This is a genomic window from Sphingomonas panni (genome assembly GCF_022664435.1).
GTDB classification, from domain to species: Bacteria; Pseudomonadota; Alphaproteobacteria; order Sphingomonadales; family Sphingomonadaceae; genus Sphingomonas; species Sphingomonas panni.
The window spans coordinates 74,774-98,106 of record NZ_JAKREU010000006.1 but is presented as its reverse complement, the minus strand read 5'-3'; the positions used below and the strand labels follow the sequence as shown (position 1 = coordinate 98,106).

At 64.6% G+C, this 23,333-nt stretch carries 36 protein-coding genes; 2 read left to right on the top strand and 34 right to left on the bottom strand.

What is annotated here, in order from left to right:
• Positions 1-42 precede the first annotated feature (42 nt).
• The 31 genes from rpsK to MF609_RS12615 all read right to left on the bottom strand — a co-directional run bounded on the left by rpsK (position 43) and on the right by MF609_RS12615 (position 19,535).
• Positions 43-432, bottom strand: coding sequence for a 30S ribosomal protein S11 (gene rpsK, locus MF609_RS12765; protein ID WP_055763349.1), 390 nt, complete (start codon positions 430-432; stop codon positions 43-45).
• 121 nt (positions 433-553) lie between these two features.
• Positions 554-922 carry a 30S ribosomal protein S13 gene (gene rpsM / locus MF609_RS12760; RefSeq protein WP_110152885.1) on the bottom strand — a complete coding sequence of 123 codons (369 nt, stop codon included), beginning with the start codon at positions 920-922 and terminating at the stop codon, positions 554-556.
• Positions 923-1,321: 399 nt separating this feature from the next.
• Positions 1,322-1,966: an adenylate kinase gene (locus tag MF609_RS12755; RefSeq protein ID WP_242416677.1), complete on the bottom strand. Its 645-nt coding sequence runs from the start codon at positions 1,964-1,966 to the stop codon at positions 1,322-1,324.
• Between the two features lie 25 nt (positions 1,967-1,991).
• Positions 1,992-3,359: a preprotein translocase subunit SecY gene (secY, locus tag MF609_RS12750; protein ID WP_242416676.1), complete on the bottom strand. Its 1,368-nt coding sequence runs from the start codon at positions 3,357-3,359 to the stop codon at positions 1,992-1,994.
• Between the two features lie 236 nt (positions 3,360-3,595).
• The gene (gene rplO / locus MF609_RS12745) at positions 3,596-4,126 is read right to left on the bottom strand and encodes a 50S ribosomal protein L15 (protein WP_242416675.1); all 531 of its coding nucleotides are present in this window, start codon (positions 4,124-4,126) and stop codon (positions 3,596-3,598) included.
• Positions 4,127-4,226: 100 nt separating this feature from the next.
• Positions 4,227-4,403: a 50S ribosomal protein L30 gene (gene rpmD / locus MF609_RS12740; RefSeq protein WP_055763335.1), complete on the bottom strand. Its 177-nt coding sequence runs from the start codon at positions 4,401-4,403 to the stop codon at positions 4,227-4,229.
• Positions 4,404-4,409: 6 nt separating this feature from the next.
• Positions 4,410-5,123 (bottom strand): 30S ribosomal protein S5, encoded by a 714-nt coding sequence (gene rpsE / locus MF609_RS12735; protein ID WP_242416674.1) that lies wholly within the window; start codon positions 5,121-5,123, stop codon positions 4,410-4,412.
• 3 nt (positions 5,124-5,126) lie between these two features.
• A complete protein-coding gene (rplR, locus tag MF609_RS12730; protein WP_242116025.1) occupies positions 5,127-5,483 on the bottom strand; it encodes a 50S ribosomal protein L18 in 357 nt (118 codons plus the stop codon).
• A complete protein-coding gene (gene rplF, locus MF609_RS12725; RefSeq protein WP_242416673.1) occupies positions 5,483-6,016 on the bottom strand; it encodes a 50S ribosomal protein L6 in 534 nt (177 codons plus the stop codon). The genes rplR and rplF overlap by 1 nt, the downstream gene beginning before the upstream one ends.
• On the bottom strand, positions 6,016-6,411 hold the full coding sequence (gene rpsH / locus MF609_RS12720; RefSeq protein ID WP_033921102.1) for a 30S ribosomal protein S8: 396 nt from the start codon (positions 6,409-6,411) through the stop codon (positions 6,016-6,018). Before rpsH ends, rplF begins: the two co-directional genes overlap by 1 nt.
• 11 nt (positions 6,412-6,422) lie before the next feature.
• Positions 6,423-6,728 carry a 30S ribosomal protein S14 gene (gene rpsN, locus MF609_RS12715; protein WP_055763324.1) on the bottom strand — a complete coding sequence of 102 codons (306 nt, stop codon included), beginning with the start codon at positions 6,726-6,728 and terminating at the stop codon, positions 6,423-6,425.
• Positions 6,729-6,787: 59 nt separating this feature from the next.
• Positions 6,788-7,372 carry a 50S ribosomal protein L5 gene (gene rplE / locus MF609_RS12710; protein ID WP_066689621.1) on the bottom strand — a complete coding sequence of 195 codons (585 nt, stop codon included), beginning with the start codon at positions 7,370-7,372 and terminating at the stop codon, positions 6,788-6,790.
• A complete protein-coding gene (rplX, locus tag MF609_RS12705; protein WP_242416672.1) occupies positions 7,365-7,679 on the bottom strand; it encodes a 50S ribosomal protein L24 in 315 nt (104 codons plus the stop codon). Before rplX ends, rplE begins: the two co-directional genes overlap by 8 nt.
• Positions 7,679-8,047: a 50S ribosomal protein L14 gene (gene rplN, locus MF609_RS12700; RefSeq protein ID WP_055790388.1), complete on the bottom strand. Its 369-nt coding sequence runs from the start codon at positions 8,045-8,047 to the stop codon at positions 7,679-7,681. The genes rplX and rplN overlap by 1 nt, the downstream gene beginning before the upstream one ends.
• A 339-nt stretch (positions 8,048-8,386) precedes the next feature.
• Entirely contained in the window at positions 8,387-8,659 is a 273-nt protein-coding gene (gene rpsQ / locus MF609_RS12695; RefSeq protein WP_055763313.1) for a 30S ribosomal protein S17, read from the bottom strand.
• A gap of 11 nt (positions 8,660-8,670) precedes the next feature.
• Positions 8,671-8,874 (bottom strand): 50S ribosomal protein L29, encoded by a 204-nt coding sequence (gene rpmC, locus MF609_RS12690; RefSeq protein WP_066689623.1) that lies wholly within the window; start codon positions 8,872-8,874, stop codon positions 8,671-8,673.
• 2 nt (positions 8,875-8,876) lie between these two features.
• Complete coding sequence (gene rplP, locus MF609_RS12685) at positions 8,877-9,308, bottom strand: 50S ribosomal protein L16 (RefSeq protein ID WP_055790394.1); 432 nt, start codon at positions 9,306-9,308, stop codon at positions 8,877-8,879.
• 12 nt (positions 9,309-9,320) lie between these two features.
• Positions 9,321-10,031, bottom strand: a complete 711-nt coding sequence (rpsC, locus tag MF609_RS12680; RefSeq protein ID WP_242416671.1) for a 30S ribosomal protein S3 — start codon at positions 10,029-10,031, stop codon at positions 9,321-9,323.
• On the bottom strand, positions 10,031-10,408 hold the full coding sequence (rplV, locus tag MF609_RS12675) for a 50S ribosomal protein L22 (RefSeq protein WP_066689625.1): 378 nt from the start codon (positions 10,406-10,408) through the stop codon (positions 10,031-10,033). Before rplV ends, rpsC begins: the two co-directional genes overlap by 1 nt.
• Positions 10,408-10,686, bottom strand: a complete 279-nt coding sequence (gene rpsS / locus MF609_RS12670; protein WP_055763302.1) for a 30S ribosomal protein S19 — start codon at positions 10,684-10,686, stop codon at positions 10,408-10,410. The genes rplV and rpsS overlap by 1 nt, the downstream gene beginning before the upstream one ends.
• A 3-nt stretch (positions 10,687-10,689) precedes the next feature.
• Complete coding sequence (rplB, locus tag MF609_RS12665) at positions 10,690-11,541, bottom strand: 50S ribosomal protein L2 (protein ID WP_242416670.1); 852 nt, start codon at positions 11,539-11,541, stop codon at positions 10,690-10,692.
• A gap of 1 nt (position 11,542) precedes the next feature.
• Complete coding sequence (locus MF609_RS12660) at positions 11,543-11,857, bottom strand: 50S ribosomal protein L23 (RefSeq protein ID WP_066689627.1); 315 nt, start codon at positions 11,855-11,857, stop codon at positions 11,543-11,545.
• Positions 11,850-12,476, bottom strand: a complete 627-nt coding sequence (gene rplD / locus MF609_RS12655) for a 50S ribosomal protein L4 (protein WP_242416669.1) — start codon at positions 12,474-12,476, stop codon at positions 11,850-11,852. The genes MF609_RS12660 and rplD overlap by 8 nt, the downstream gene beginning before the upstream one ends.
• A gap of 2 nt (positions 12,477-12,478) precedes the next feature.
• Positions 12,479-13,204, bottom strand: coding sequence for a 50S ribosomal protein L3 (gene rplC, locus MF609_RS12650; RefSeq protein WP_242416668.1), 726 nt, complete (start codon positions 13,202-13,204; stop codon positions 12,479-12,481).
• A gap of 324 nt (positions 13,205-13,528) precedes the next feature.
• The gene (gene rpsJ / locus MF609_RS12645) at positions 13,529-13,837 is read right to left on the bottom strand and encodes a 30S ribosomal protein S10 (protein WP_033921125.1); all 309 of its coding nucleotides are present in this window, start codon (positions 13,835-13,837) and stop codon (positions 13,529-13,531) included.
• Between the two features lie 153 nt (positions 13,838-13,990).
• The gene (gene tuf / locus MF609_RS12640) at positions 13,991-15,184 is read right to left on the bottom strand and encodes an elongation factor Tu (RefSeq protein ID WP_242116017.1); all 1,194 of its coding nucleotides are present in this window, start codon (positions 15,182-15,184) and stop codon (positions 13,991-13,993) included.
• A 201-nt stretch (positions 15,185-15,385) separates the two neighbouring features.
• Positions 15,386-17,479: an elongation factor G gene (fusA, locus tag MF609_RS12635; RefSeq protein WP_242416667.1), complete on the bottom strand. Its 2,094-nt coding sequence runs from the start codon at positions 17,477-17,479 to the stop codon at positions 15,386-15,388.
• 95 nt (positions 17,480-17,574) lie between these two features.
• Positions 17,575-18,045 (bottom strand): 30S ribosomal protein S7, encoded by a 471-nt coding sequence (gene rpsG, locus MF609_RS12630; protein ID WP_055763657.1) that lies wholly within the window; start codon positions 18,043-18,045, stop codon positions 17,575-17,577.
• Between the two features lie 97 nt (positions 18,046-18,142).
• The gene (gene rpsL / locus MF609_RS12625) at positions 18,143-18,514 is read right to left on the bottom strand and encodes a 30S ribosomal protein S12 (protein WP_055757399.1); all 372 of its coding nucleotides are present in this window, start codon (positions 18,512-18,514) and stop codon (positions 18,143-18,145) included.
• Between the two features lie 258 nt (positions 18,515-18,772).
• Positions 18,773-19,045, bottom strand: coding sequence for a hypothetical protein (locus MF609_RS12620; protein WP_242416666.1), 273 nt, complete (start codon positions 19,043-19,045; stop codon positions 18,773-18,775).
• 58 nt (positions 19,046-19,103) lie between these two features.
• Positions 19,104-19,535, bottom strand: a complete 432-nt coding sequence (locus MF609_RS12615; protein WP_242416665.1) for an MAPEG family protein — start codon at positions 19,533-19,535, stop codon at positions 19,104-19,106.
• 76 nt (positions 19,536-19,611) lie between these two features.
• On the opposite strand from MF609_RS12615, the gene MF609_RS12610 reads away from it, so the two are divergent.
• Together MF609_RS12610 and MF609_RS12605 are read left to right on the top strand one after the other, a co-directional pair.
• Positions 19,612-20,067 (top strand): GFA family protein, encoded by a 456-nt coding sequence (locus MF609_RS12610; RefSeq protein WP_242416664.1) that lies wholly within the window; start codon positions 19,612-19,614, stop codon positions 20,065-20,067.
• A gap of 40 nt (positions 20,068-20,107) precedes the next feature.
• Positions 20,108-20,755 carry a peptidylprolyl isomerase gene (locus MF609_RS12605; RefSeq protein WP_242416663.1) on the top strand — a complete coding sequence of 216 codons (648 nt, stop codon included), beginning with the start codon at positions 20,108-20,110 and terminating at the stop codon, positions 20,753-20,755.
• A 148-nt stretch (positions 20,756-20,903) separates the two neighbouring features.
• Here the strand turns inward: MF609_RS12605 and MF609_RS12600 are convergent, their stop codons facing one another.
• From MF609_RS12600 to MF609_RS12590, 3 genes are all read right to left on the bottom strand, one after another.
• Positions 20,904-21,527, bottom strand: a complete 624-nt coding sequence (locus MF609_RS12600) for a glutathione S-transferase family protein (protein WP_242416662.1) — start codon at positions 21,525-21,527, stop codon at positions 20,904-20,906.
• A gap of 45 nt (positions 21,528-21,572) precedes the next feature.
• Positions 21,573-22,445 (bottom strand): dienelactone hydrolase family protein, encoded by an 873-nt coding sequence (locus MF609_RS12595; RefSeq protein ID WP_242416661.1) that lies wholly within the window; start codon positions 22,443-22,445, stop codon positions 21,573-21,575.
• Between the two features lie 112 nt (positions 22,446-22,557).
• A complete protein-coding gene (locus tag MF609_RS12590; protein ID WP_242416850.1) occupies positions 22,558-23,217 on the bottom strand; it encodes a DUF1013 domain-containing protein in 660 nt (219 codons plus the stop codon).
• Between the last annotated feature and the right edge of the window lie 116 nt (positions 23,218-23,333).

Genomic DNA, 23,333 nt, shown 5'->3' with positions numbered 1-23,333 from the left:
AACGGCCCCGCCGGACGAACCCGGCGGGGCGGCAGGCACGAATCAGACGCGGCGACGCTTCGACGGGCGCACGCCGTTGTGCGGGATCGAGGTCACGTCGCGGATCGACGTGATCTGGAAACCGACGGCCTGGAGCGCGCGGAGCGCCGACTCACGACCCGAACCCGGGCCCTTCACTTCGACTTCGAGCGTGCGCACGCCGTGATCGGCCGCCTTGCGGCCAGCATCCTCGGCGGCGACCTGCGCGGCGTACGGGGTCGACTTGCGCGAGCCCTTGAAGCCCATCATGCCGGCCGACGACCAGCTGATCGCATTCCCCTGCGCATCGGTGATGGTGATCATGGTGTTGTTGAAGCTGGCGTTCACATGCGCGACGCCGGCGGTGATGTTCTTGCGCTCGCGACGGCGAAGGCGCTGCGGTTCACGTGCCATTTTGGTGTGGTTCCTGACCAGAGTATCTTGCGTGGTACGGCGACCGGGAGGCGATCAGCCTCAAACCTGTCTCCGACGGAGTAAGGCTAAAAACAGTCCCCCGGACTGTTTTCTTAACGCCTTACTTCTTCTTCCCCGCGATCGGCTTCGCCTTGCCCTTGCGGGTGCGCGCGTTGGTGTGCGTGCGCTGGCCGCGAACCGGCAAGCCCTTGCGGTGACGCAGGCCACGATAGCAGGCGAGGTCCATCAGACGCTTGATGTTCATCGCGGTCTGGCGACGCAGGTCACCTTCCACGGTGTGGTTCGCGTCGATCGCTTCGCGGATCTGAAGGACTTCCTGATCGCTCAGGTCCTGGACGCGACGCTCGGCAGCGATGCCCAGCTGATCGGTCAGCTGCTTGGCCTTGGCCGGACCGATGCCGTGAATGTACTGCAGCGCGATGATGACGCGCTTGTTGGTCGGGATATTAACACCCGCGATACGTGCCATGAACTAAATTCTCCCAGCTCCACGAGGCCCCGCATGGCAGCGGCACCCCATCTCGTAGCGTTGAAACCCGTCACGCGCGATCGCGGCGAACGCGCGAAAGCGCCGCCGTAACCGGTATGTCGGGGTAGAGTGCTGATACGGACCGATTCCCACCCTGTCAACCGGTGGACGGAACCAAATTCGGGACGGGACGTGGGGTGGCAGGCGACGCGTCAATGCGACAAGGATAGGCGCAAAGGCGACAGTATATACCCCAATGTCATCGTCACCCCGGCCTTGATCCGGGGTCCCGCTTTTTTCTCTGCTGTCGGCAAGGAAGCGGGACCCCGGGTCAAGCCCGGGGTGACGAAGGAAAGGCGTCGAAAATCGAACAGGGCGGACCGGAGCCCGCCCCATCCCTCACTTGTCGAGAATCGCCGCGATCTGCGTCGTCACATCGTCCATGTCGGCCATGCCGTCGACCCGGTGGACCAGGCCACGCGCCTCGTACAGCGGCAGGATCGGCGCGGTCTTTGCCCGATATTCGACCATGCGCGTGCGCACGGTTTCCTCGTTATCGTCGGGTCGGCGCTTGAAGTCGGTCGCGCCGCACGCGTCGCAGACGCCGGCGACGGCAGGCTGCTTGAACGTGTCGTGATAGCCCGCGCCGCAATTGGCGCAGGTAAAGCGACCGACGATCCGCTCGACCAGCGCATCTTCGTCCACCACCAGCTCGATCACATGGGTCAGCTGACGCCCGCGATGTTCGAGCAGCAGGTCCAGCGCATCGGCCTGGGCGGCGGTACGCGGATATCCGTCGAAGATCGCGCCGCGGTCGCCCAGCTGGTCGAGCCGTTCGCCGATCAGCGCCGACACGATAGCGTCGGACACCAGTTCGCCGGCGTCCATCACCGCCTTGGCCTGCAGCCCCACCGGGCTGCCCGCCTTGACCGCTGCGCGCAGCATGTCGCCGGTCGACAGCTGCACCATGCCGCGCGCCGTTTCGAGCCGCGCGGCCTGGGTGCCCTTGCCCGCCCCCGGCGGTCCGAGAAGGATGATGTCCATAGCTGCCCCCTTAGTCCTGTTACGCTCAGCCGCGCAGGCGTCCGCCCTTCAGCTTGGCCTTCTTGATGAGGTCGCCATACTGGTGCGCCAGCAAATGCGACTGGATCTGCGTCACCGTATCCATCGTCACGTTCACGACGATGAGCAGGCTGGTGCCGCCCAGATAGAAGGGAATCGACAGCGCCGATACCAGATATTCGGGCAACAGGCAGATGATGACCAGATAGGCCGCGCCGATGACCGTGATCCGGGTCAGCACGTAATCGAAGTAATTCTCGGTATTCTTGCCCGGGCGGATGCCGGGGATGAACCCGCCATAGCGCTTCAGATTGTCGGCGGTCTCTTCGGGATTGAAGACGATCGCGGTGTAGAAGAACGAGAAGAACACGATGCCCGCGCCGTACAGCAGCATGTACAGCGGCTGACCATGCGCCAGATACTGGTTGAGGGTGATGATGAAATCGCCCCAGCGGCTTTCACCTGCCGTCGCCTGTCCGGCGAACTGGGTGATCGTCACCGGCATCAGCAACAGCGAGGAGGCGAAGATCGGCGGGATCACGCCCGCGGTGTTGATCTTCAGCGGCAGGTGGCTGCGATCCGCCTGCACCCCGCGCGCGGTCTGACGCTTGGGGTACTGGATGAGGATGCGGCGCTGGGCGCGCTCCATGAAGCAAATGAACAGGACCAGGCCGGCGACCGCCACGATGATGCCGATCAGCGTCAGCGGGTTCATCGTGCCCGACCGGCTGCCCTCGAACAGCTGGACCAAGGTCGTCGGCAGATGCGCGACGATACCGGCCATGATGATGAGTGAGATGCCGTTGCCGATGCCGCGGCTCGTGATCTGCTCACCCAGCCACATCAGGAACATCGTGCCGCCGATCAGCGAGATGACCGCGGCGATGCGGAAGGTCATGCCCGGCTCGATCACCGCCTGCGCGCCGGCCGAGGCACCGAATGCCTCCAGCCCGACGGCGATGGTATAGCCCTGGATCGCGGTCAGCAGCACCGTGCCGTAGCGGGTATACTGGTTCAGCTTCTTGCGGCCCGATTCGCCTTCCTTCTTGATGGCGGCGAGCTGGGGCGAGAGCGAGGTGGCGAGCTGCACGACGATCGACGCGGTGATATAGGGCATGACGCCCAGCGCGACGACCGACATGCGCGTCAGCGCACCGCCCGAAAAGGTGTTGAAGAAATCGAGAACGCCGCCTTGGGTCTGGTTCGCGAGCAGGCCGAGCTGCGTCGGGTCGATGCCCGGCAGCGGCACATAGCTCAGCATGCGGAACACGATCAGTGCTCCGAGCGTAAACCACAGGCGCTTCTTGAGTTCGGTCGCCTGACCGAATTTGGACAGATTGAGATTGGTCGCAAGACCGTCTGAGGCGGCTGCCATGGATATGTCCCGAATGATGCTGGCGGGCCATCAGCCCACCCCCCGGCGACCATATAGGGGTTGCTGCCGGGATGTCTAAGGGGGAGCGCGCTCACCCCCGTCCGTTCATGCCGTTCAGTTCGAGTAGCGATCGAGCTTGTCGAGAGCGCGTATCGAGAACGCGGTCCGCTAGGCGGGAGTTCTCAACAGACGCTTCTCGACAGGCTCGAAGCTGCTCGAACCGAGCGGGTGGGACCTCAGGCGTGCGCGGCCTTCTTGGCGGCGAGCGTCTTGCCCTTCTTGGCAGCGGCCTTTTCGTGCGCGGGCACGACTTCGATGACAGACACCGAACCACCGGCCTTTTCGACCGCTTCGATGGCCGACTTCGACGCACCGGCAACGGTGAAGGCCAGCTTCACGTTCAGTTCGCCCTTGCCGAGCAGACGGACGCCGTCCTTGCCGCCACGGGCCAGGTTCGCCGCCTTCAGCGCAGCGTGATCGAGCGACGCGCCGGCTTCGATCTTGCCGGCGTCGACCGCCTTCTGAATCGCACCGAGGTTCACTTCGGCGTAATCCTTGGCGAAGATGTTGTTGAAGCCGCGCTTCGGGATCCGCATGTGAAGCGGCATCTGACCGCCCTCGAAGCCGTTGATCGAGACACCTTCGCGGCTCTTCTGGCCCTTCTGGCCACGGCCGGCGGTCTTGCCCTTGCCCGAGCCGATGCCCCGGCCGACGCGCATCCGGCTCTTGCGGGCGCCGTCGTTGTCACGGATTTCGTTGAGTTTCATGTGTTGCACTCGCTTTCGCTATGTTCGCGCTGATAGAAAATGAGGAAGGGGGCCGATTAGCCCCCTTCCCCGCATTTGTCACCGGTAAAGGTGGAAGGCCTCAGCCTTCGACCGACACCATGTGCTGCACCTTGCGGATCATGCCACGCACCTCGGGGGTGTCGGCCAGTTCCACGGTCTTGTGCATCTTGTTAAGGCCGAGACCGATCAGCGTCGCGCGCTGGTCCTTGGTCCGGCGGATCGGCGACCCGGTCTGGGTGATCTTGACGGTTGCCATCGCTCGTTACTCCACGATCGCCGCGGCATCAGCCTCGGCGGTCTGCGATCCGCCACGACCCAGCAGGTCGGCGATCTTCTTGCCGCGACGCTGGGCCACCGCCTTCGGCGACGACTGGTCGTTCAGCGCCTCGAAGGTCGCACGGATCATGTTGTACGGGTTCGACGTGCCGACCGACTTGGTCACGACGTCGGCCACGCCCAGCGATTCGAAGATGGCGCGCATCGGGCCACCCGCGATGATGCCGGTACCGGCCGGAGCCGAACGCACCGTCACGCGACCGGCACCGAAGTGACCGTTGCCGTCGTGATGCAGCGTGCGACCGTCCTTGAGCGGCACGCGGACCATCGCCTTCTTGGCAGCGGCGGTCGCCTTCGAAATGGCTTCCGGCACTTCGCGCGCCTTGCCATGGCCGAAGCCGACGCGGCCCTTGCCATCGCCGACGACGACGAGTGCTGCGAAACCGAAGCGCTTGCCGCCCTTCACGGTCTTCGACACGCGGTTGATGTGGACGAGCTTTTCGATCAGCTCCTCGCCGCCATCCTCGGCGCCGCGACGATCGTCGCGACGGCCACGGTTGCCGTCACGGCCGCCACGGCCACGGTTGTCGCCGCCGGGGCCGCCACGACCACGGCCACCACGGGGCCCACGGCCCTGCGGCTGCTCGCCACCCGTCGCTTCGACGACGGGCGCTTCGGCCTGATTGTTTTCGTCAGCCATGTCTTAGAACTCCAATCCGGCTTCGCGGGCGGCCTCGGCCAGCGCCTTGACGCGGCCGTGGAACAGGAAGCCGCCACGGTCGAACACGACCTGCGTCACGCCGGCGGCCTTGGCCGCTTCCGCTACGCGGGTGCCGACTGCCGTCGCGGCAGCGATGTTCGCGCCCGAAGTGCCACGCACGTCCTTTTCCAGCGTCGACGCCGAGGCAACGGTGCGACCCGCTGCATCGTCGATGACCTGGGCATAGATGTGCTTGCCCGAACGATGGATCGACAGCCGCGCACGGCCGCCCGAACGCGCCTTGAGCGCGGTGCGATTGCGCCGACGGCGCTTCTCGAAGAGGGAGAGACCCTTGGTCATTACTTCTTCTTCCCTTCCTTGCGGAAGATGAACTCGCCGTCGTACTTGATGCCCTTGCCCTTGTACGGCTCGGGCTTACGCCAACGACGGATCTCGGCAGCGATCTGACCGACCTTCTGCTTGTCGATCCCGCTGATTTCGATCGTGGTCTGATCGGGCGTCTTGATCTCGATGCCTTCCGGCACGTCGATGTTGACGTCGTGGCTGTAGCCGAGCTGCAGCTTCAGGTTCTTGCCCTGGGCCGCGGCGCGATAGCCGACGCCGGTGATCAGCAGCTTCTTGGTGAAGCCGGTGGTCACGCCGGTGATCAGATTCTGCACGAGCGTGCGCTGCATGCCCCAGAACGCGCGAGCGCGCTTGGTGTCGTTGGCCGGCTGCACCGAGATGCTGTCGCCTTCGACGGCATAGGCGATGTCGTCGGCCAGCGGCAGCGTCAGCGTGCCCTTCGGGCCCTTAACGCTCAGCTCGCGCCCTGCGATGTTGGCGGTCACGCCGGCCGGAACCGGGACTGCCTTCTTACCAATGCGGCTCATCAGAAGACCTCCGCGAGGACTTCGCCACCGACATTCTGTTCGCGCGCTTCGGCGTCGGACAGAACGCCACGCGGCGTCGAGACGATGGTGATGCCGAGGCCGTTGCGCACCTTCGGCAGCTCCTGCGAACCCGAATAGACGCGACGGCCGGGCTTCGAGACGCGCGCGACGTGCTTGATCGCCGGCTGGCCTTCGAAATACTTCAGCTCGATGCGGATGCCGGCCGCGGGGCCCATCTGCTCTTCGCTATAGCCACGGATATAGCCCTCGCGCTGCAGCACGTCGAGGACACGGGCCCGCAACTTGCTGGCAGGCGTCAGGACACTGTCCTTGCGCGCGCGCTGGCCGTTGCGGATGCGGGTGAGCATGTCACCCAGGGGATCGGTCAATGCCATTGCTGTGTTCCTTACCAGCTCGACTTCGTGACGCCGGGGATCAGGCCCTTGTTGGCCAGTTCACGCAGCATGACGCGGGCGAGACGGAACTTGCGATAATAGCCGCGGGGACGACCCGTCAGCTCGCAACGGTTGCGGATGCGGGTCGGATTCCCGTTGCGGGGAATCTCGGCCATCTTCAGCCGCGCGATCAGACGCTCGGTTTCGTCGAGCGACGTATCGGCTGCGATCGCCTTCAGCTTCGCATATTTGGGCGCGAACTTCTTGACGAGTGCGCGACGGCGCTCGTTCTTGTTCACGGAACTCAGTTTCGCCATGGACTTAAGCTCTCTTTGTTAAAGCGAACGGCCGCCCCCGTCGCCGGGGGCGGACCGCATTACGCCGCCTTCTTTTCCTCGGCTTCCGCTTCCTGCGGGAAGGGGAAACCGAACAGACGCAGAAGCTCGCGAGCCTCGTCGTCGGTCTTGGCGGTGGTGGTCACGATCACATCCATGCCGCGCACCTTGTCGATGCGGTCATAGTTGATTTCGGGGAACACGATCTGTTCCTTGATGCCGCAGGCATAGTTGCCACGGCCGTCGAACGACTTCGGGTTCAGGCCACGAAAGTCGCGGACGCGGGGAAGCGCGATGGTGATGAAGCGATCGAGGAATTCATACATCCGCTCGCGGCGCAGCGTGACCTTGCAGCCGATCGCCATGCCTTCACGCAGCTTGAACTGCGCGATCGACTTCTTCGCCTTGGTGACGACAGGCTTCTGGCCCGCGATCAGCTCCATTTCGGAGCTGGCCTGCTCGACCTTCTTCTTGTCCTGCGTCGCTTCACCCACGCCCATGTTCAGGACGATCTTTTCGATCCGGGGCACTTCGAGCGCGTTCTTGTAACCGAACTTCTCGGTCATCGCCTTCACGATGCGATCGTCATAGATCGACTTCATGCGCGGCGTGTACTTATCAGCCATTGATGACCTCCCCGCCCTTCACGGCGACCCGGACCTTCTTGCCGTCACGGATTTCGAAACGGACGCGGGTCGGCTTGCCGTCGACGACATGCGCGACCTTGCTTACGTGCAGCGGCGCTTCCGAACGCACCAGACCACCCTGCGGGTCGGCCTGGTTCGGCTTCTTGTGGCGGACGGCGATGTTCACGCCGGCGACGACGACCTTGCCGTCCTTCGGCATCGACTGGGTGACCTGGCCGGTCTTACCCTTGTCCTTGCCCGACAGGACGATCACGGTGTCGCCCTTCTTGATCTTGGCAGCAGCCATTACAGCACCTCAGGGGCGAGCGAGATGATCTTCATGAAGCCCTTCGAGCGCAGCTCGCGGACCACCGGGCCAAAGATACGGGTGCCGATCGGCTCCTCGTTCTTGTTGACCAGCACCGCGGCGTTGCCGTCGAAGCGGATCACCGAACCGTCGGTGCGACGGATGTCCTTGGCGGTGCGAACGATGACGGCGCGATGCACGTCACCCTTCTTCACGCGGCCGCGCGGAGCGGCTTCCTTGATGCTGACGACGATGACGTCACCGACGCCCGCCACGCGGCGCTTGGACCCGCCAAGCACCTTGATGCACTGCACCCGCTTCGCGCCGCTGTTGTCCGCGACATCGAGATTGGATTGCATCTGAATCATGGATGCGATTCCTTACCCTATGGGGCCGATTCCGACCGGACCCCGCCTGCTAAAAATGAACCCCCGGCTGCGGGCATACCGCGCCGGGGGGAGCGGCCCATTAACCGCCCCATGGCGAAAAGGCAAGCGCCTCTCCGCGAATGTTCGTCACATCCGGGTCTGACCCCGGAATTGCTTGGGGTGGGACGGTGATCGTCCCTGCCATTCCCGTATGCCGTCGCCCCAGCGTAGGCTGGGGCATCGATCCACGAGAGCGCGCTCCCGTGGAAGGAGATCCCAGCCTACGCTGGGATGACGTCTACGGGAATGGGGCGTTTAACCGCCCCACCCCGCAGAGGCTTACGCCTCGGCTGCGACTTCCGCCGGCGTCGCGTGGGTGTTCACCCGCTCGATCACCTTCCAGGTCTTCAGCTTCGAGATCGGCGCGGTCTCTTCGATGCGCACGGTCTCGCCTTCGCGATACTCATTGCCCTCGTCATGGGCATGGTACTTCTTCGAACGGCGGATGATCTTGCCGTAGAGGGGGTGCTTAACCTTCCGCTCCACCTTGACCACCACCGTCTTGTCGGTCTTGTCCGAGACGATCATCCCGGTCAGCACGCGCTTCGGCATGTCTCTCGTCCTTACTTGTCGGACGAGCGCGAACGCTCGCCCTGCAGCGTCTTGATCCGTGCGATGTCGCGACGGACTTCCTTCACGCGGGTCGGCTTTTCCAGCTGGCTGGTCGCCGCCTGGAAACGGAGGTTGAACGCCTCACGCTTCAGGCTCGACAGTTCCTCGACCAGCTGGTCGTCGCTCTTTGCGCGAAGATCGGTTGCCTTCGTCATTATCAACCCTCCAGGTGCGAGGTGTCGCCCAGGCGGGCAACGACCTTGACCGCGATCGGCAGCTTCATCGCGGCGCGCGAGAACGCTTCCGCGGCGAGCGGACCGGGCACGCCGTCCAGTTCGAACAGGATGCGACCCGGCTTGACGCGGGCGACCCAGAATTCGGGCGAACCCTTGCCCGAGCCCATGCGGACTTCGGCAGGCTTCGACGACACCGGCAGATCCGGGAAGATCCGGATCCACAAGCGGCCCTGGCGCTTGATGTGACGCGTGATCGCGCGGCGAGCCGCCTCGATCTGGCGGGCGGTGATCCGCTCCGGCTCCATCGCCTTCAGGCCGTACGACCCGAAGTTCAGCGACGTACCGCCCTTGGCATCGCCATGGATGCGGCCCTTGAAGGCCTTGCGGAACTTGGTGCGCTTTGGTTGCAGCATCTCAAATCATCCTTAGCGGCGGTGATCGTCGCGCGCGGGGCGCACGCCGGAGGTCTGGGCCTCCATCATCAGCCGGTCCTGCGCCATCGGGTCATGGCCGAGGATCTCACCCTTGAAGATCCAGACCTTGACGCCGCAGACGCCATACGCGGTGTGCGCTTCGGCCTCGGCATAGTCGAGGTTGGCACGCAGCGTGTGCAGCGGAACGCGACCTTCGCGATAGCCTTCCGAACGGGCGATTTCCGCACCGCCCAGACGACCGCCGCAAGCGACGCGGATGCCGTCGGCACCCAGGCGCATCGCCGACTGCACCGCACGCTTCATGGCGCGGCGGAAGGCGATACGACGCTCGAGCTGATCGGCAATGCCCTGTGCGACGAGCTTCGCATCGATTTCCGGCTTGCGGATTTCGACGATGTTCAGCGACACGTCGGAACCGGTCATCGTGCCCAGCTTCTTGCGAAGCTTTTCGATGTCGGTGCCCTTCTTGCCGATGATCACGCCCGGACGGGCCGCGAAGATCGAGATGCGGCACAGCTTGGCCGGACGCTCGATGACCACCTTGGAGATCGCGGCCTGCGGCAGCGTCTTCAGGATGTACTGGCGGATCTTGAGATCCTCCAGCAGCAGACGGCCATAGTCGGCGCCTTCGGCATACCAACGGCTGTCCCAGGTGCGGTTGATCTGCAGACGCAGACCGATGGGATTGGACTTGTGACCCATTACGCTTCCTCCACCTCGGACACGACGATGCGCACGCGGCTGAACGGCTTCAGGATGCGCGTCGACTTGCCGCGACCGCGGGTCGCGAAACGCTTCATCGTGATCGACTTGCCGACCGAGGCTTCCTTGACGACGAGCGCGTCGACGTCGAGGTTGTGGTTGTTTTCCGCATTCGCGATCGCCGAAGCGAGGCACTTGCGGACATCGACCGCCATCGCCTTCTTCGAGAAGGCGAGGATGTTCATCGCGTCACCGGCCTTGCGGTTGCGGATGAGCGCGGCGACGAGGTTCAGCTTCTGAGCCGAGCCGCGGACCTGAGTCGCGACTGCCAGCGCTTCCTTGTCACCAACGCGACGGGGTGCTGCCTGCTTGCTCATCAGCGCTTGCCCTTCTTGTCGGCGGCGTGGCCGGGGAAGAAGCGGGTCGGAGCGAACTCGCCCAGCTTCATGCCCACCATGTCTTCGTTGACCGAAACCGGCACGAACTTGCGGCCGTTATAGACGTTGAACGTCAGGCCGACGAACTGCGGGAGAATGGTCGAGCGGCGCGACCAGGTCTTGATCGGGCCGGCACGGGTGCCGGCGTCCTGCGCCACTTCTGCCTTCTTCAGCAGGTTGAGGTCCACGAACGGACCCTTCCATACGGAACGAGCCATCGCTTAGCCCTTCTTCTTCGCGTGACGGCTACGGATAATCATCTTGTCCGTCGCCTTGTTGTGCCGCGTGCGCGCGCCCTTGGTCGGCTTGCCCCACGGGGTGACCGGGTGACGGCCGCCCGAGGTCCGGCCTTCACCACCGCCGTGCGGGTGGTCGACCGGGTTCTTGGCGACACCACGGGTCAGCGGGCGGATGCCCTTCCAGCGGTTGCGGCCGGCCTTGCCCAGATTCTGGTTCTGGTTGTCGGGGTTCGACACCGCACCAATCGTCGCCATGCAGGCGGCGTGGATGTAGCGCTGCTCACCCGAGTTCAGACGGACGATGACCATGCCCTTGTCGCGGCCGACGACCTGCACATAGGTGCCGGCCGAACGCGCAATCTGACCGCCCTTGCCCGGCTTCATCTCGATGTTGTGGACGATCGTGCCGACTGGCACCTGGCCCAGTTCCATCGCGTTGCCCGGCTTCACGTCGGTCTTCTTGCCCGCGATCACCTTGTCGCCGACGTTCAGACGCTGCGGCGCGATGATGTAGGCGACGCGGTCCTTGCCCGCTTCGTCCGCACCATAGTTGATGAGCGCGATGAAGGCGGTGCGGTTGGGATCATATTCGATCCGCTCCACAGTGCCCTCGACGTCCCACAGGCGACGCTTGAAGTCGATGATGCGGTAGCGCTGCTTGTGACCGCCGGCGATGCCGCGCGAGGTCACATGGCCCTTGTTGTTGCGACCACCGGTCTTGGTCTTGCCCTCGGTCAGCGACTTGACCGGACGACCCTTGTACAGCGCCGAACGGTCGATGAGGACCAGGCCGCGCTGCGACGGCGTCGTCGGGTTATATTGCTTGAGTGCCATGTTACTTGGCCCCCTCGGTAATGTCGATCGACTGGCCTTCGGCCAGCGTCACGATCGCCTTCTTGAAGTCCGAGCGAGTGTAGGGCGCGCCCTTCCACTTCTTGGTCTTGCCCTTGGTCACGATCGTGTTCACGCCGGTGACGGTGACGTTGAACAGCGCTTCGACCGCTGCCTTGATCTCCGGCTTCGACGCCTTGTTCGCGACCTTGAAGACGACGGCGTTATGCTCGGAGAGCATCGTCGCCTTTTCGGTGATGTGCGGAGCGAGCACCACGTCGTAGTGACGGATGTCGATCGCCTGCTGCTGCTTAGCCATTGAAGCGGGCCTCCAGCTTTTCGACGGCGGCGCGGGTCAGCACCAGCGTGTCGTGCTTCAGGATGTCATAGACGTTGGCGCCACCGGCCGGCAGGACATTGACCTGACGGAGGTTGCGCGCGGCCAGCGCGAAGGTGTTTTCCACCGCGTCGCCGTCGATGACCAGCGAGGTCTTGCCGAAGCCGAGCTTGGCGAGGTTGCCGAGCAGGACCTGGGTCTTGCCGTTCTCGACGTTCAGGCCGTCGAGGACGACCAACGAACCCGCCTTGGCGTGGCTCGACAGCGCCATCTTCAGGCCCAGGGCGCGCACCTTCTTGTTCAGGCCCGGGTTGAAGTCGCGGACGCGGGCGCCGTGCGCCTTACCACCGCCGATGAACACCGGTGCGCGGCGATCGCCGTGACGAGCCACACCGCCGCCCTTCTGGCGACCCAGCTTCTTGCCCGACCGCGCGACATCGGCGCGCTCGCGGGTGCCGCGAGCGGTGCCGCGACGCTTTTCGAGCTGCCAGGTCACGACCCGGTGCAGAATGTCCGCACGCGGATCGAGGCCGAACACCTCGTCGTTCAGCTCGATATCGCCGCTTTCGACGGCGTCGAGGGTCTGTACCTTGACCTTCATGATCAGCCCTCCTGGCCGTCGGTCGCTGCCGGTGCGGCCGCGTCGTTGCTGTTGGCGCTCTTCAGGCCCGCGGGATACGGCGCGTCGGCATGGCGCGCGACCTTCACCGCGTCCTTGACCGTCAGCCAGCTGCCCTTGTGACCGGGAACCGAACCCTTGATGAAGATCAGCCCACGCTCGACGTCGGTCGACACGACCTGCAGATTCTGCTGCGTGCGGTTACGGTCGCCCATGTGGCCGGCCATCTTCTTGTTCTTGAAGACCTTGCCCGGATCCTGACGCTGACCGGTCGAACCGTGCGAACGGTGCGAGACCGACACGCCGTGCGTCGCGCGCAGACCGCCGAAGCCCCAGCGCTTCATGGCGCCGGCAAAGCCCTTGCCCTGCGTGCGGCCCGAGACGTCGACCATCTGGCCGGCGACATAGTGATCGGCACCAATGGTGGCACCGACATCGAGCAGCGCATCGTCCGCAACGCGGAACTCGACCACGCGCGCCTTCGGGGTCACTTCGGCCTTGCCGAAATGGCCACGCTGCGGCTTGGCGACGTTCTTCGCCTTGGCAACGCCGGCGCCGAGCTGCACCGCAACGTAACCGTCACGATCCTTTTCACGACGGGCGACGACCTGCACGTCTTCCAGCTGCAGGACGGTGACGGGCACGTGGCGCCCGTCGTCCTGGAACAGCCGGGTCATACCCATTTTCTTCGCGATCACACCAGTACGCATGACCAACTCCTCCAACAGAGGCTCGTCTTGACGACGAGCTTGCCTAACGAAAAAGGCCCCGGTGCGCGGTCACCCGCCTCCGAAGCCCCAGCCCTTGCGATCTGCACGCCCCCGCCAGGGCCAGACATCGCCGATATTCCCCCACCGAAGGGCTGCATCAACGATAGCGGGGACGCGGACAACGGCACCTTGCCCGCAAGCGCGGTGCCGTTCGGTATCCCTGTGGTTGCTTTCCCGGCCTCTACCGCCACTGTCCAGAACGGACCGACGGGAAGCGAAAGCGCGACGCAGGGCGGAATCACCCTACGTCGCGGAAGCTGGCTATTACGCCAGCTTGATCTCTACGTCCACCCCTGCCGCGAGGTCGAGCTTCATGAGCGCGTCGACGGTCTGCGGGGTCGGCTGCACGATGTCGAGCAGACGCTTGTAGGTGCGGGTCTCGAACTGCTCGCGCGACTTCTTGTCGATGTGCGGGCCGCGGTTGACCGTGAACTTGTCGATGTGCGTGGGCAGCGGAATGGGTCCACGGATCAGGGCGCCGGTGCGACGGGCGGTGTCGGCGATGTCGCCGGCAGCCTGGTCGAGCACGCGATGGTCGAACGCCTTCAGGCGAATACGGATATTGTTGTCCATGGTCCTACCGATGCGAAAGAGCGGGCCGTTGGGACGGCTCTTGATTAACAACGAATGGCTTAGTGGGAACCCCAGCTACAAGCGAGGTGCCCTCATAAAATAGCAAATGGCGGCCCCCGTCTCCGGGGACCGCCACCTGTTCGAGTCGCTATATTACTTGTCGATGCCGCTGACAACCCCTGCGCCGACGGTACGACCGCCTTCACGGATGGTGAAGCGCTGGCCGACGTCCATGGCGATCGGTGCGATCAGCTTCACGCCCAGCGCGACTTCGTCGCCCGGCATGACCATTTCGGTGCCTTCCGGCAGTTCGATGGTGCCGGTGACGTCCGTGGTGCGGAAGTAGAACTGCGGACGATAGTTGGCGAAGAACGGCGTGTGACGGCCACCTTCGTCCTTCGACAGCACGTACACCGACGACTGGAAGTCGGTGTGCGGGGTGATCGAGCCCGGCTTCGCCAGAACCTGACCACGCTCCACTTCGTCACGGGCGACGCCGCGGATCAGAGCGCCGATGTTGTCGCCGGCCTGGCCCTGGTCGAGCAGCTTGCGGAACATTTCGACGCCGGTGACGACGGTCTTGCGGACCGACTCGTGAATGCCGACGATTTCGACTTCTTCGCCGACCTTCACAACGCCGGTTTCGACGCGGCCGGTGACCACGGTGCCACGACCCGAGATCGAGAACACGTCTTCGATCGGCATCATGAACGGCTTGTCCAGCGGACGTTCCGGCTGCGGGATCGACTCGTCGACCGCCTTCATCAGTTCCAGGATGGCTTCCTGGCCGAGCTTGGCGTCCGAACCCGACAGGGCGCAGGTGGCCGAACCACGGATGATCGGAATGTTGTCGCCGTCGAATTCACGCTTCGACAGTTCTTCGCGGATTTCCATTTCGACGAGTTCGAGGATTTCCTCGTCGTCGACCAGGTCGACCTTGTTCAGGAAGACGACCATGGTGGGAACGCCGACCTGCTTGGCGAGCAGGATGTGCTCCTTGGTCTGCGGCATCGGGCCGTCGGTGGCCGACACGACCAGGATCGCGCCGTCCATCTGCGCCGCGCCGGTGATCATGTTCTTCACATAGTCGGCGTGACCCGGGCAGTCGACGTGCGCATAGTGACGGTTGGCGGTCTCATACTCGACGTGCGCGGTCGAGATGGTGATGCCGCGCTCGCGCTCTTCCGGGGCCTTGTCGATGTTGGCGAAGTCGACGGCGACGCCGCCCATCGTGTCCGCCAGCACCTTGGTAATCGCGGCGGTCAGCGAGGTCTTGCCGTGGTCGACGTGACCGATGGTGCCGATATTGAGGTGCGGCTTGTTCCGCTCGAATTTTGCCTTAGCCATTTTCCTACCTTCTGATTCGAATTCGGTGCCGCCGGGGCCACGCGAACGCGGCCCTTTAGCGGGTGTTGTTTCGTAATGCCAGCCCCCGAACCGGGGAGAGGACGACGAAGTAAATTCGTCGTCGGTCGGAGCGATCTTGCGACCGCCCCGCCGGCCGGCCTTGCGGCGTCTCGGGGCTAAGCTGGCTTAGCCCCGTGCGCCTCAGGCCATCTTCGCCTTCACTTCGTCAGCAACGTTCTGCGGCACTTCGTCATAGTGCGAGAACTGCATCGAGTATTGCGCACGGCCCTGCGTGAACGAGCGGAGCTGGTTCACATAGCCGAACATGTTGGCGAGCGGGACCATCGCTTCGACAGTCTGCGCGTTGCCGCGGCTGTCGGTGCCCTGGATCTGGCCACGACGGCTGTTCATGTCGCCGATGACGTCGCCCAGATAGTCTTCCGGGGTCACGACCTCGACCTTCATGATCGGCTCGAGCAGCTTGATGCCGGCCTTCTGGGCCGCTTCGCGCATCGCGCCACGCGCGCAGATTTCGAACGCCAGTGCCGACGAGTCGACGTCGTGGTACTTGCCGTCGATCAGGTGCACTTCGAAGTCGATGATCGGGAAGCCGATCAGCGAACCGGTCTGCGCCGTCTCGCGCATACCCTTTTCCACCGACGGGATATATTCGCGCGGAATGTTGCCGCCCTTGATCTCGTCGAAGAACTGGTAACCCGAGCCACGCTCGCCAGGGACGACCTTGACCTTGACTTCGCCGAACTGGCCCGAACCACCCGACTGCTTCTTGTGGGTGTAGGTCAGTTCGACCGGCTTGGCGAGATATTCGCGATACGCCACCTGCGGCGCACCGACATTCGCTTCCACCTTGAATTCGCGCTTCATGCGATCGACGAGGATTTCGAGGTGAAGTTCACCCATGCCCTTGATGATCGTCTGGCCCGATTCATGGTCGGTCGACACGCGGAACGAGGGATCCTCGGCAGCCAGGCGGTTGAGCGCGATGCCCATCTTTTCCTGGTCGGCCTTGGTCTTCGGTTCCACCGACAGCTCGATGACGGGTTCCGGGAACTCCATGCGTTCCAGGATGATCGGGTTCGAAGCGTCGCACAGCGTGTCGCCGGTCGTCGTTTCCTTCAGGCCCGCGATGGCGACGATGTCACCGGCACGCGCCTCGTCGATGTCCTCACGCGAGTTCGCGTGCATGAGGAGCATACGGCCGATCTTTTCCTTCTTGTCCTTCACCGAGTTCAGGTAGCTGCCCTTGGTCAGCGTACCCGAATAGATGCGGGCGAAGGTCAGCGAGCCGACGAACGGGTCGTTCATGATCTTGAACGCCAGCAGCGACAGCGGCGCGGTATCCGACGCCGGACGCGAATCCGGGGTCTCGCCGTCGAGCTTCACGCCCTGCACGTCCGGAATGTCCAGCGGCGAAGGCAGATAGTCGACAACGGCGTCGAGCAGCGGCTGCACGCCCTTGTTCTTGAACGCCGAACCGCAGACGATCGGCACGAACTGCATGCCCAGCGTACCCTTGCGGATCAGCTTCTTCAGATCGGCGACCGACGGTTCGTTGCCTTCGAGATAGGCTTCCATCAGGTCGTCGTCCTGCTCGACGGCCATTTCGATCAGGTCGCTGCGATACTTCGCAGCCTTTTCCTTCATGTCTTCCGGAATGTCCTGATATTCGAACTTCGCGCCCAGCGACTCTTCGAGCCAGATGATCGCGCGGTTCTCGACCAGGTCGACGAGGCCCTTGAAGCCGCCTTCGATACCGATCGGGAGATACAGGACCGCCGGACGCGCACCGAGGCGTTCGATGATCGAGTCGACGCAGAAATAGAAGTCGGCGCCGGTGCGGTCGAGCTTGTTGACGAAGCACATGCGCGGCACGCCGTACTTGTCGGCCTGACGCCACACGGTTTCCGACTGCGGCTCGACGCCGGCAACGCCGTCGAAACAGGCGACCGCACCGTCGAGCACGCGCAGCGAACGCTCGACTTCGATGGTGAAGTCGACGTGGCCGGGGGTGTCGATGATGTTGATCAGGTGCTCTTCACCCTTGCCCTCTTCGGCGCGCCACTTGCAGGTGGTTGCCGCCGAGGTGATGGTGATGCCGCGTTCCTGCTCCTGCTCCATCCAGTCCATGGTGGCGGTGCCTTCGTGCACTTCGCCGATCTTGTAGGACTTGCCGGTGTAGTAAAGAATACGCTCGGTGGTGGTCGTCTTGCCGGCGTCGATGTGCGCCATGATGCCGATGTTACGATACCGTTCGAGCGGATGGCTGCGGGCCATGATCGTGCTTCCTTAGCAATGTGGGGAGCGAGGCATGACGCCCGCTCCCCACGATATAGGCGGTTAGTTCAGCGGTGAAAAGCCACCGCCTGCGCTTACCAGCGGTAGTGCGAGAAGGCGCGGTTCGCTTCCGCCATGCGGTGCGTGTCTTCGCGCTTCTTGACGGCGTTGCCGCGGTTGTTGGCAGCGTCCATCAGCTCGCCCGACAGGCGGGCCGACATGGTGTTCTCGCTGCGGTTGCGAGCCGAGGCGATCAGCCAGCGGATGGCAAGCGCCTGGGCACGCTCGAAGCGGACTTCGACCGGGACCTGGTAGGTCGCACCACCGACGCGGCGCGAACGCACTTCGATGTTCGGCTTCACGTTGTTGAGCGCATCGTGGAACACGCCCAGCGGGTCGCGCTTCGCGCGGCTCTCGACGGTTTCGAATGCCGAATAGACGATGCCTTCGGCGACGGACTTCTTGCCGTCCAGCATCACCGAATTCATGAACTTGGTCAGAACCTCATCCCCGTATACGGGATCAGGCAGGATTTCCCGCTTTTCGGGACGACGACGACGAGCCATCAGATATTCCTTCAATCTTCAGCCGGTTCCCGAACCCGTCGGGGGCTTACTGGGGGTAGGTAGATCTCAGGCCGCGCGGACTACGCGCGGCGCAAGATCACTTCGGACGCTTGGCGCCGTACTTCGAACGCGACTGGCGGCGATCCTTGACGCCCTGCGTATCCAGCACGCCGCGCAGGACGTGGTAGCGAACGCCGGGAAGATCGCGCACACGACCGCCGCGGATCAGCACGACCGAGTGCTCCTGAAGGTTATGGCCTTCACCCGGGATGTAGCTGATGACTTCGCGCTGGTTGGTCAGGCGGACCTTGGCAACCTTGCGGAGCGCCGAGTTCGGCTTCTTCGGAGTCGTCGTGTAGACGCGGGTGCAGACACCGCGCTTCTGCGGGTTCTGGTCCATCGCAGGGACCTTCGACTTGGCCTTCTGCGGTTCGCGGCCCTTGCGGACCAGCTGGTTGATCGTCGGCATGAAGCCCTTCACCTTATCTTGCGGTTACTTTGCCGGAGCCGTTCCTGTCAGAAATGCGCAAAGGCCACGCGGGTGCGAACCCCCGGGGCCGATGTCTCCAGCAATGTTCAGCTCTTTGAACCCACATGCAGGCCGATGACGGCTACGACGCCGACCCAGCGGGACGCGCGGCCTATACCGATATGCCCCCGTCCGGTCAATGGCACGCGGCGGACGCCAGCGTCGAAGTTGGCGCCGCCGCGTAGAGCGAGGGCGGGATCAGTTCGCGCTGTTGCCCATCGTGGCGTTCATCGCGTCGGGGGTGTTGCCCATCATCGCATCGCCGGCGGTCGTCACCGAATTGGCTTCGGTTTCCATCGGGTTGATCGCGATCATCTCGTTGCCGACCTCGCCATCGTTGCGGAAGGCGGCATTGGCATAGACGTCGTTCGACACGACGTTCGCGTCGTTGGTCGTCGTGATCTCCTGCGCGCCACAGGCACCGAGCAGCGCGAGGACAGGCAGGGCGGCGGCGGCAACGAAACGGGTCATGGCAATTCTCCAGCAGCTTGCCCCTCCAACGTCGCTTCGCTTCCGCCGTTCCGGTCCGTCAGCGCGCCGAAAAGCCGATATCGATCGCAAAGCCGATCCACATCGCCGCCAGTACCGCGTTCGACACGAGGAACAGGACGAAGCGCGGCCGGACCCGGCCGGCGATGTGCGCGATGCTGTGGCCGGCACGCGCCGCAACATAAGCCCAGGCGAGCGTGACCTGCGCCAGCGTCGCCAGGCCGGTCACCAGCAGCAGCGGCACCAGCGCGAAATACAGCACCGGCATCTCGAACAGATTGGCCAGATTGGCGGCGGGCCGCTCGACCGGACGGAAATAGGCGCGAGTCGCGTCGGTGTCGGCGAGGTCCGCCGCGCGCGGACGCTGTCGCCGCATATGGCCGATCCGCGCCTGCAGCAGCGTGATGCCGACCAGAAAGATCAACGCGACCAATGCGAAGCTGGGCCACAGGATTGCCCTTGCCATCATCATCGTCCGCCTCCCCTTTCTGCCTGCCCGGCGGACAGTCTATACCGCCACCGATGTTGGCGCCAACGGAGTGATGGTGATGCCCCCTGCCCTGCCGATCGAAGGCGGTTGCCGTTGCGGTCGGGTCCGCCTGCGGATCGATGCCGCGCCGATGATGACGATGGCGTGCCATTGTCGCGGGTGCCGGCAGATGTCGGGCAGCGCCTTTTCGCTGAACGTCGCGGTGCCCAGTGCCGCGCTCCACGTCACCGGCGACACGGTGATCGGCGGGCTGCACGGCGATCAGGTCCGGCATCATCATTGCGATTATTGCAAGAGCTGGCTGTTCACGCGGATCGATCCCGATCCCGGGTTCGCCAATGTCCGCGTCGGCGCGCTTGACCGGCCGGAGGGGTTCGCGCCGTTCATCGAGACGTGGACCGACGAGGCGCTGCCATGGGCCACCACCCCGGCACGGCATCGCTATCCCGGCTTCCCGCCTCCGCACGCGTTCGGACCGCTGCTGGCCGAATATGCCGCGCGCCCGGCCGACTGACGCGCTTTCGCCGGGCGGGTTCGGGCGTTAGGAAGCGGCGATGCGTATCCTGCTTGCCCTGTTCCTGCTGGCCTTTGCCGCGCCGGCCTCCGCCCAGTCCGCCACCCGCGCCACCCCCGGCTATGTCCGGGTAAAGATCGACACCAATGTCGGATCGATCATCGTCGCGCTGGACGTGAAGCGCGCGCCCGCGACGTCGAAGAACTTCCTCGCCTATGTCGATGACGGTCGATTCGACGATACCGACTTCTATCGCTCGGCACGACGCAAGGTCGATCCGAAGCTCGGATTCGTGCAGGGCGGCATCCGCACCGACGCCCGCCGCATCCTGCCGCCCTTTCCGCATGAACGGACCGACCGGACCGGCGTCCGCCATGTCGACGGGGCGATCTCGATGGCGCGGCGGCCCGAGGCCAATTCGGCGGGCGGCAATTTCGTGCTGCTGGTCGGCGCGATGCCGAGCATGGACGCGAAGGGCGACTTTGCCGGCTATGCGGCATTCGGGCGGGTCGTCGGCGGCATGGACGTCGTCAAGCGCATCCTTGCCAAGCCGACCGGCGGCGGATCGGACGCGATGAAGGGGCAGATGATCCTCGATCCCGTCCGCATCCTGCGCGCACGACGGCTGGACGGCAAACCGCAACCGACCGGGCAGCCGAAGGTTTGGCTGATAAATGTGCGGCGGTGAGGGCCGCCGGATATCCTCCACCCTCGCGTATACCACCACGATCGATCGCAAAATTTGCCCTAGTCGTCCCCCCGGGCATGACCCGGGGGGACGGAGCTTGTTTGGCGAAGTTCCGCGGACAAACGCGCGTACCGCCGATCACTCTGCCTTACCCCGCCTGCATCTCTGCCATCGCCGCATCGTCCAGCTCGCTCGCCCGGACATGGGCGGGTCGGTCGGCCAGCCGGGCGATATAGGCCATGAAAGCCTCCTCCTTCGGCAGCGTGCCGAACTGCGTACCCCACATCAGGTGCGATCCGACATAGACATCGGCTGCGGTGAACCGGTCCCCGGCGATATAGGGCTGCGCCGACACCGCCGCCGCCAGCGCCGACACGACCCGGTCGTAATCGCCATAGCCGACCATGCGCTGCTGATCCTCGCTTGGCACCACGCCCAGCGAGCGGTTGGTGACCGCCTGCTCCAGGGGACCGGCGGCGAAGAACATCCAGCGATAATAGTCCGCCCGTTCTCCGGCGGTCGGTGCCAGCCCCGCATCCGGAAAAGTCTCCGCCAGATAGGCGCAGATCGCGGCGCATTCGGTCACGACGCGCCCGTCATGGACGATCGCCGGCACCTTCCCCATCGGATTGATACCGAGAAAGGCGTCGGCCTTCATCGTCCCGCCATAGCCGAGGATTTCGACCGCATAGTCCGCGCCGACCTCCTCCAGCATCCAGCGGGCGATCCGCCCACGCGACATCGGATTGGTGTAGAGCGTCAGTCCGGCCATCGTGCATCTCCCCTGCGGTTCATTGGAACATAGGTGGAACATACGCTATTTGGCGTCAAGCTCCTGCCGTAGAAGCGCGATCGTCCGATCCCAGGCGAGCTTGGCGGCGGCCGCGTTGTAGCGCGCTGCCGACGTATCGTTGTTGAAGGCATGGTCGACGCCCGGATAGACACGGGTGATCGCCCGCTTTCCCGCCTTGCGCAGCGCATCGCCCCAGGGCAGCGCCGTGGCATTCACCCGCGCATCCTTTTCGGCGAGTTGCAGCATCAGCGCGGCGCGTACCTTGGGCGCTTCGACCGGATCGGGCGCCGGCCCGTAATAGCTGACCCCGGCATTCAGTAGCGGGTCGGCCACCGCCAGCCGGTTGAAGAATCCCCCGCCCCAGCAGAAACCCACGGCGCCGGTCCGCACGCCGCTGCGTTCACTGCGCGCGCGGGCGAGGAAGCCCTTCGCCTGGGCCAGCGCCACGTCGTAATCGATGGTGCCGATCATCGCCCGCGCCTTGTCCTCATCGGCCGGGGTTCCGCCTTGCGGGGCAAGCAGGTCCGGGGCGATCGCGCGGAAGCCGGCCAGCGCGATACGGCGCGTCACATCCTCGATATGCGCGTTCAGGCCGCGATTTTCATGGATCACGAGCACGACCGGCAGACGGCGACGCCCCTTCGGCGCCGCGAAATAGCCCGCCGCCGGGTGCCCCGCCTCTTCTCCGGTCGCGCGGCCGGTATCCAGCCGGGCGTCGTCGGCGGCGATCTGCTGCGCAGCGGCGGGCGATGCAGCGATGCCGGCGATCAGTAGCTCTGCGGCGGCGGTCGATCCGGCGAGCGCGACCATCTGCGCCATGAAGGTCCGGCGGTCGTGGTGCTCATGGGTAAAGGCGTCGTACAGCGCGATCGCGCGGGCGTTGAGGTCGTCGGACATCGGCGTGGCACTCCGCTATGGGAAAGGCCAGCCTAAGCCATTGCCGCCGATACGCAAACGACCCGGCCATCGCAGGATGGCCGGGCCGTCAAAGCCGTCCGATGCTACCGGATCAGCGCTTGAACGGGTCGAAGAAGCTCGACGGTTCCGCCGTTTCGCCCCGCTCGGCCAGTTCGGCGTCGCGCGCGGCCTGGGTGCGTTCGTTGCGCAGCTGCTCGATCAGCGCCTCGCGGTCGCCTTCCAGGCGGGTGTCGGCCGGGGCCTCGATGCCGGCGGCCTTCGCCGCCTTGCCGACCAGCGCGTCCAGCTCGCGCTGCGAGCACAGGCCGAGCGTCACCGGGTCCTTCGGCGTGATGTTGCCGATGTTCCAGTGGGTACGGTCGCGGATCGCGGCGATGGTGGTGCGGGTGGTGCCGATCAGCTTGCCGATCGCGCCGTCGCTGATTTCCGGGTGGTTGCGGATGATCCAGGCGATGCCGTCCGGCTTGTCCTGCCGCTTGCTGACCGGGGTATAGCGCGGCCCCTTGGTACGGCGGACCTGTTCCGGGCCCTTCTGCATGACCAGGCGATAGTCGGGGTTCTTCTGCCCCTTCTCGATCTCTTCCATCGTCAGTTCGTGCGCGCGCACCGGATCGCGGCCGGTCAGCTTGGTCGCGGCGGTGTCGTCGGCGATCGCCTGCACCTCGAGGACGTGCAGGCCGCAAAAGTCGGCGATCTGCGGAAAGGACAAGGCGGTATTGTCGACCAGCCAGGAAGCGGTCGCGTGCGGCATCAGCGGCTGGGCCACGACGGGTCTCCGAAATAGAAAGGGCCGCCCAAACCGGGCGGCCACACTGGATAAGGACTTAGGACAGGTTACCGCAAAGGGCAAGCGCCGGGGCGCGCCCA

Excerpts from the sequence above, each read along its gene's own strand:
- rpsK (WP_055763349.1), bottom strand. The coding sequence starts at position 432 with ATGGCACGTGAACCGCAGCGCCTTCGCCGTCGCGAGCGCAAGAACATC.
- rpsM (WP_110152885.1), bottom strand. The coding sequence starts at position 922 with ATGGCACGTATCGCGGGTGTTAATATCCCGACCAACAAGCGCGTCATC.
- MF609_RS12755 (WP_242416677.1), bottom strand. The coding sequence starts at position 1,966 with ATGGACATCATCCTTCTCGGACCGCCGGGGGCGGGCAAGGGCACCCAG.
- secY (WP_242416676.1), bottom strand. The coding sequence starts at position 3,359 with ATGGCAGCCGCCTCAGACGGTCTTGCGACCAATCTCAATCTGTCCAAA.
- rplO (WP_242416675.1), bottom strand. The coding sequence starts at position 4,126 with ATGAAACTCAACGAAATCCGTGACAACGACGGCGCCCGCAAGAGCCGG.
- rpmD (WP_055763335.1), bottom strand. The coding sequence starts at position 4,403 with ATGGCAACCGTCAAGATCACCCAGACCGGGTCGCCGATCCGCCGGACC.
- rpsE (WP_242416674.1), bottom strand. The coding sequence starts at position 5,123 with ATGGCTGACGAAAACAATCAGGCCGAAGCGCCCGTCGTCGAAGCGACG.
- rplR (WP_242116025.1), bottom strand. The coding sequence starts at position 5,483 with ATGACCAAGGGTCTCTCCCTCTTCGAGAAGCGCCGTCGGCGCAATCGC.
- rplF (WP_242416673.1), bottom strand. The coding sequence starts at position 6,016 with ATGAGCCGCATTGGTAAGAAGGCAGTCCCGGTTCCGGCCGGCGTGACC.
- rpsH (WP_033921102.1), bottom strand. The coding sequence starts at position 6,411 with ATGGCATTGACCGATCCCCTGGGTGACATGCTCACCCGCATCCGCAAC.
- rpsN (WP_055763324.1), bottom strand. The coding sequence starts at position 6,728 with ATGGCGAAACTGAGTTCCGTGAACAAGAACGAGCGCCGTCGCGCACTC.
- rplE (WP_066689621.1), bottom strand. The coding sequence starts at position 7,372 with ATGGCTGATAAGTACACGCCGCGCATGAAGTCGATCTATGACGATCGC.
- rplX (WP_242416672.1), bottom strand. The coding sequence starts at position 7,679 with ATGGCTGCTGCCAAGATCAAGAAGGGCGACACCGTGATCGTCCTGTCG.
- rplN (WP_055790388.1), bottom strand. The coding sequence starts at position 8,047 with ATGATTCAGATGCAATCCAATCTCGATGTCGCGGACAACAGCGGCGCG.
- rpsQ (WP_055763313.1), bottom strand. The coding sequence starts at position 8,659 with ATGCCGAAGCGCGTGCTGACCGGGATGATCGTCTCGGACAAGACCGAC.
- rpmC (WP_066689623.1), bottom strand. The coding sequence starts at position 8,874 with ATGACGAAGGCAACCGATCTTCGCGCAAAGAGCGACGACCAGCTGGTC.
- rplP (WP_055790394.1), bottom strand. The coding sequence starts at position 9,308 with ATGCTGCAACCAAAGCGCACCAAGTTCCGCAAGGCCTTCAAGGGCCGC.
- rpsC (WP_242416671.1), bottom strand. The coding sequence starts at position 10,031 with ATGGGTCACAAGTCCAATCCCATCGGTCTGCGTCTGCAGATCAACCGC.
- rplV (WP_066689625.1), bottom strand. The coding sequence starts at position 10,408 with ATGAGCAAGCAGGCAGCACCCCGTCGCGTTGGTGACAAGGAAGCGCTG.
- rpsS (WP_055763302.1), bottom strand. The coding sequence starts at position 10,686 with ATGGCTCGTTCCGTATGGAAGGGTCCGTTCGTGGACCTCAACCTGCTG.
- rplB (WP_242416670.1), bottom strand. The coding sequence starts at position 11,541 with ATGGCACTCAAGCAATATAACCCGACGACGCCGTCGCAGCGCGGCCTG.
- MF609_RS12660 (WP_066689627.1), bottom strand. The coding sequence starts at position 11,857 with ATGGCTAAGCAGCAGCAGGCGATCGACATCCGTCACTACGACGTGGTG.
- rplD (WP_242416669.1), bottom strand. The coding sequence starts at position 12,476 with ATGAAGGTCAAGGTACAGACCCTCGACGCCGTCGAAAGCGGCGATATC.
- rplC (WP_242416668.1), bottom strand. The coding sequence starts at position 13,204 with ATGCGTACTGGTGTGATCGCGAAGAAAATGGGTATGACCCGGCTGTTC.
- rpsJ (WP_033921125.1), bottom strand. The coding sequence starts at position 13,837 with ATGGACAACAATATCCGTATTCGCCTGAAGGCGTTCGACCATCGCGTG.
- tuf (WP_242116017.1), bottom strand. The coding sequence starts at position 15,184 with ATGGCTAAGGCAAAATTCGAGCGGAACAAGCCGCACCTCAATATCGGC.
- fusA (WP_242416667.1), bottom strand. The coding sequence starts at position 17,479 with ATGGCCCGCAGCCATCCGCTCGAACGGTATCGTAACATCGGCATCATG.
- rpsG (WP_055763657.1), bottom strand. The coding sequence starts at position 18,045 with ATGGCTCGTCGTCGTCGTCCCGAAAAGCGGGAAATCCTGCCTGATCCC.
- rpsL (WP_055757399.1), bottom strand. The coding sequence starts at position 18,514 with ATGCCGACGATCAACCAGCTGGTCCGCAAGGGCCGCGAACCGCAGAAG.
- MF609_RS12620 (WP_242416666.1), bottom strand. The coding sequence starts at position 19,045 with ATGACCCGTTTCGTTGCCGCCGCCGCCCTGCCTGTCCTCGCGCTGCTC.
- MF609_RS12615 (WP_242416665.1), bottom strand. The coding sequence starts at position 19,535 with ATGATGATGGCAAGGGCAATCCTGTGGCCCAGCTTCGCATTGGTCGCG.
- MF609_RS12610 (WP_242416664.1), top strand. The coding sequence starts at position 19,612 with ATGCCCCCTGCCCTGCCGATCGAAGGCGGTTGCCGTTGCGGTCGGGTC.
- MF609_RS12605 (WP_242416663.1), top strand. The coding sequence starts at position 20,108 with ATGCGTATCCTGCTTGCCCTGTTCCTGCTGGCCTTTGCCGCGCCGGCC.
- MF609_RS12600 (WP_242416662.1), bottom strand. The coding sequence starts at position 21,527 with ATGGCCGGACTGACGCTCTACACCAATCCGATGTCGCGTGGGCGGATC.
- MF609_RS12595 (WP_242416661.1), bottom strand. The coding sequence starts at position 22,445 with ATGTCCGACGACCTCAACGCCCGCGCGATCGCGCTGTACGACGCCTTT.
- MF609_RS12590 (WP_242416850.1), bottom strand. The coding sequence starts at position 23,217 with ATGCCGCACGCGACCGCTTCCTGGCTGGTCGACAATACCGCCTTGTCC.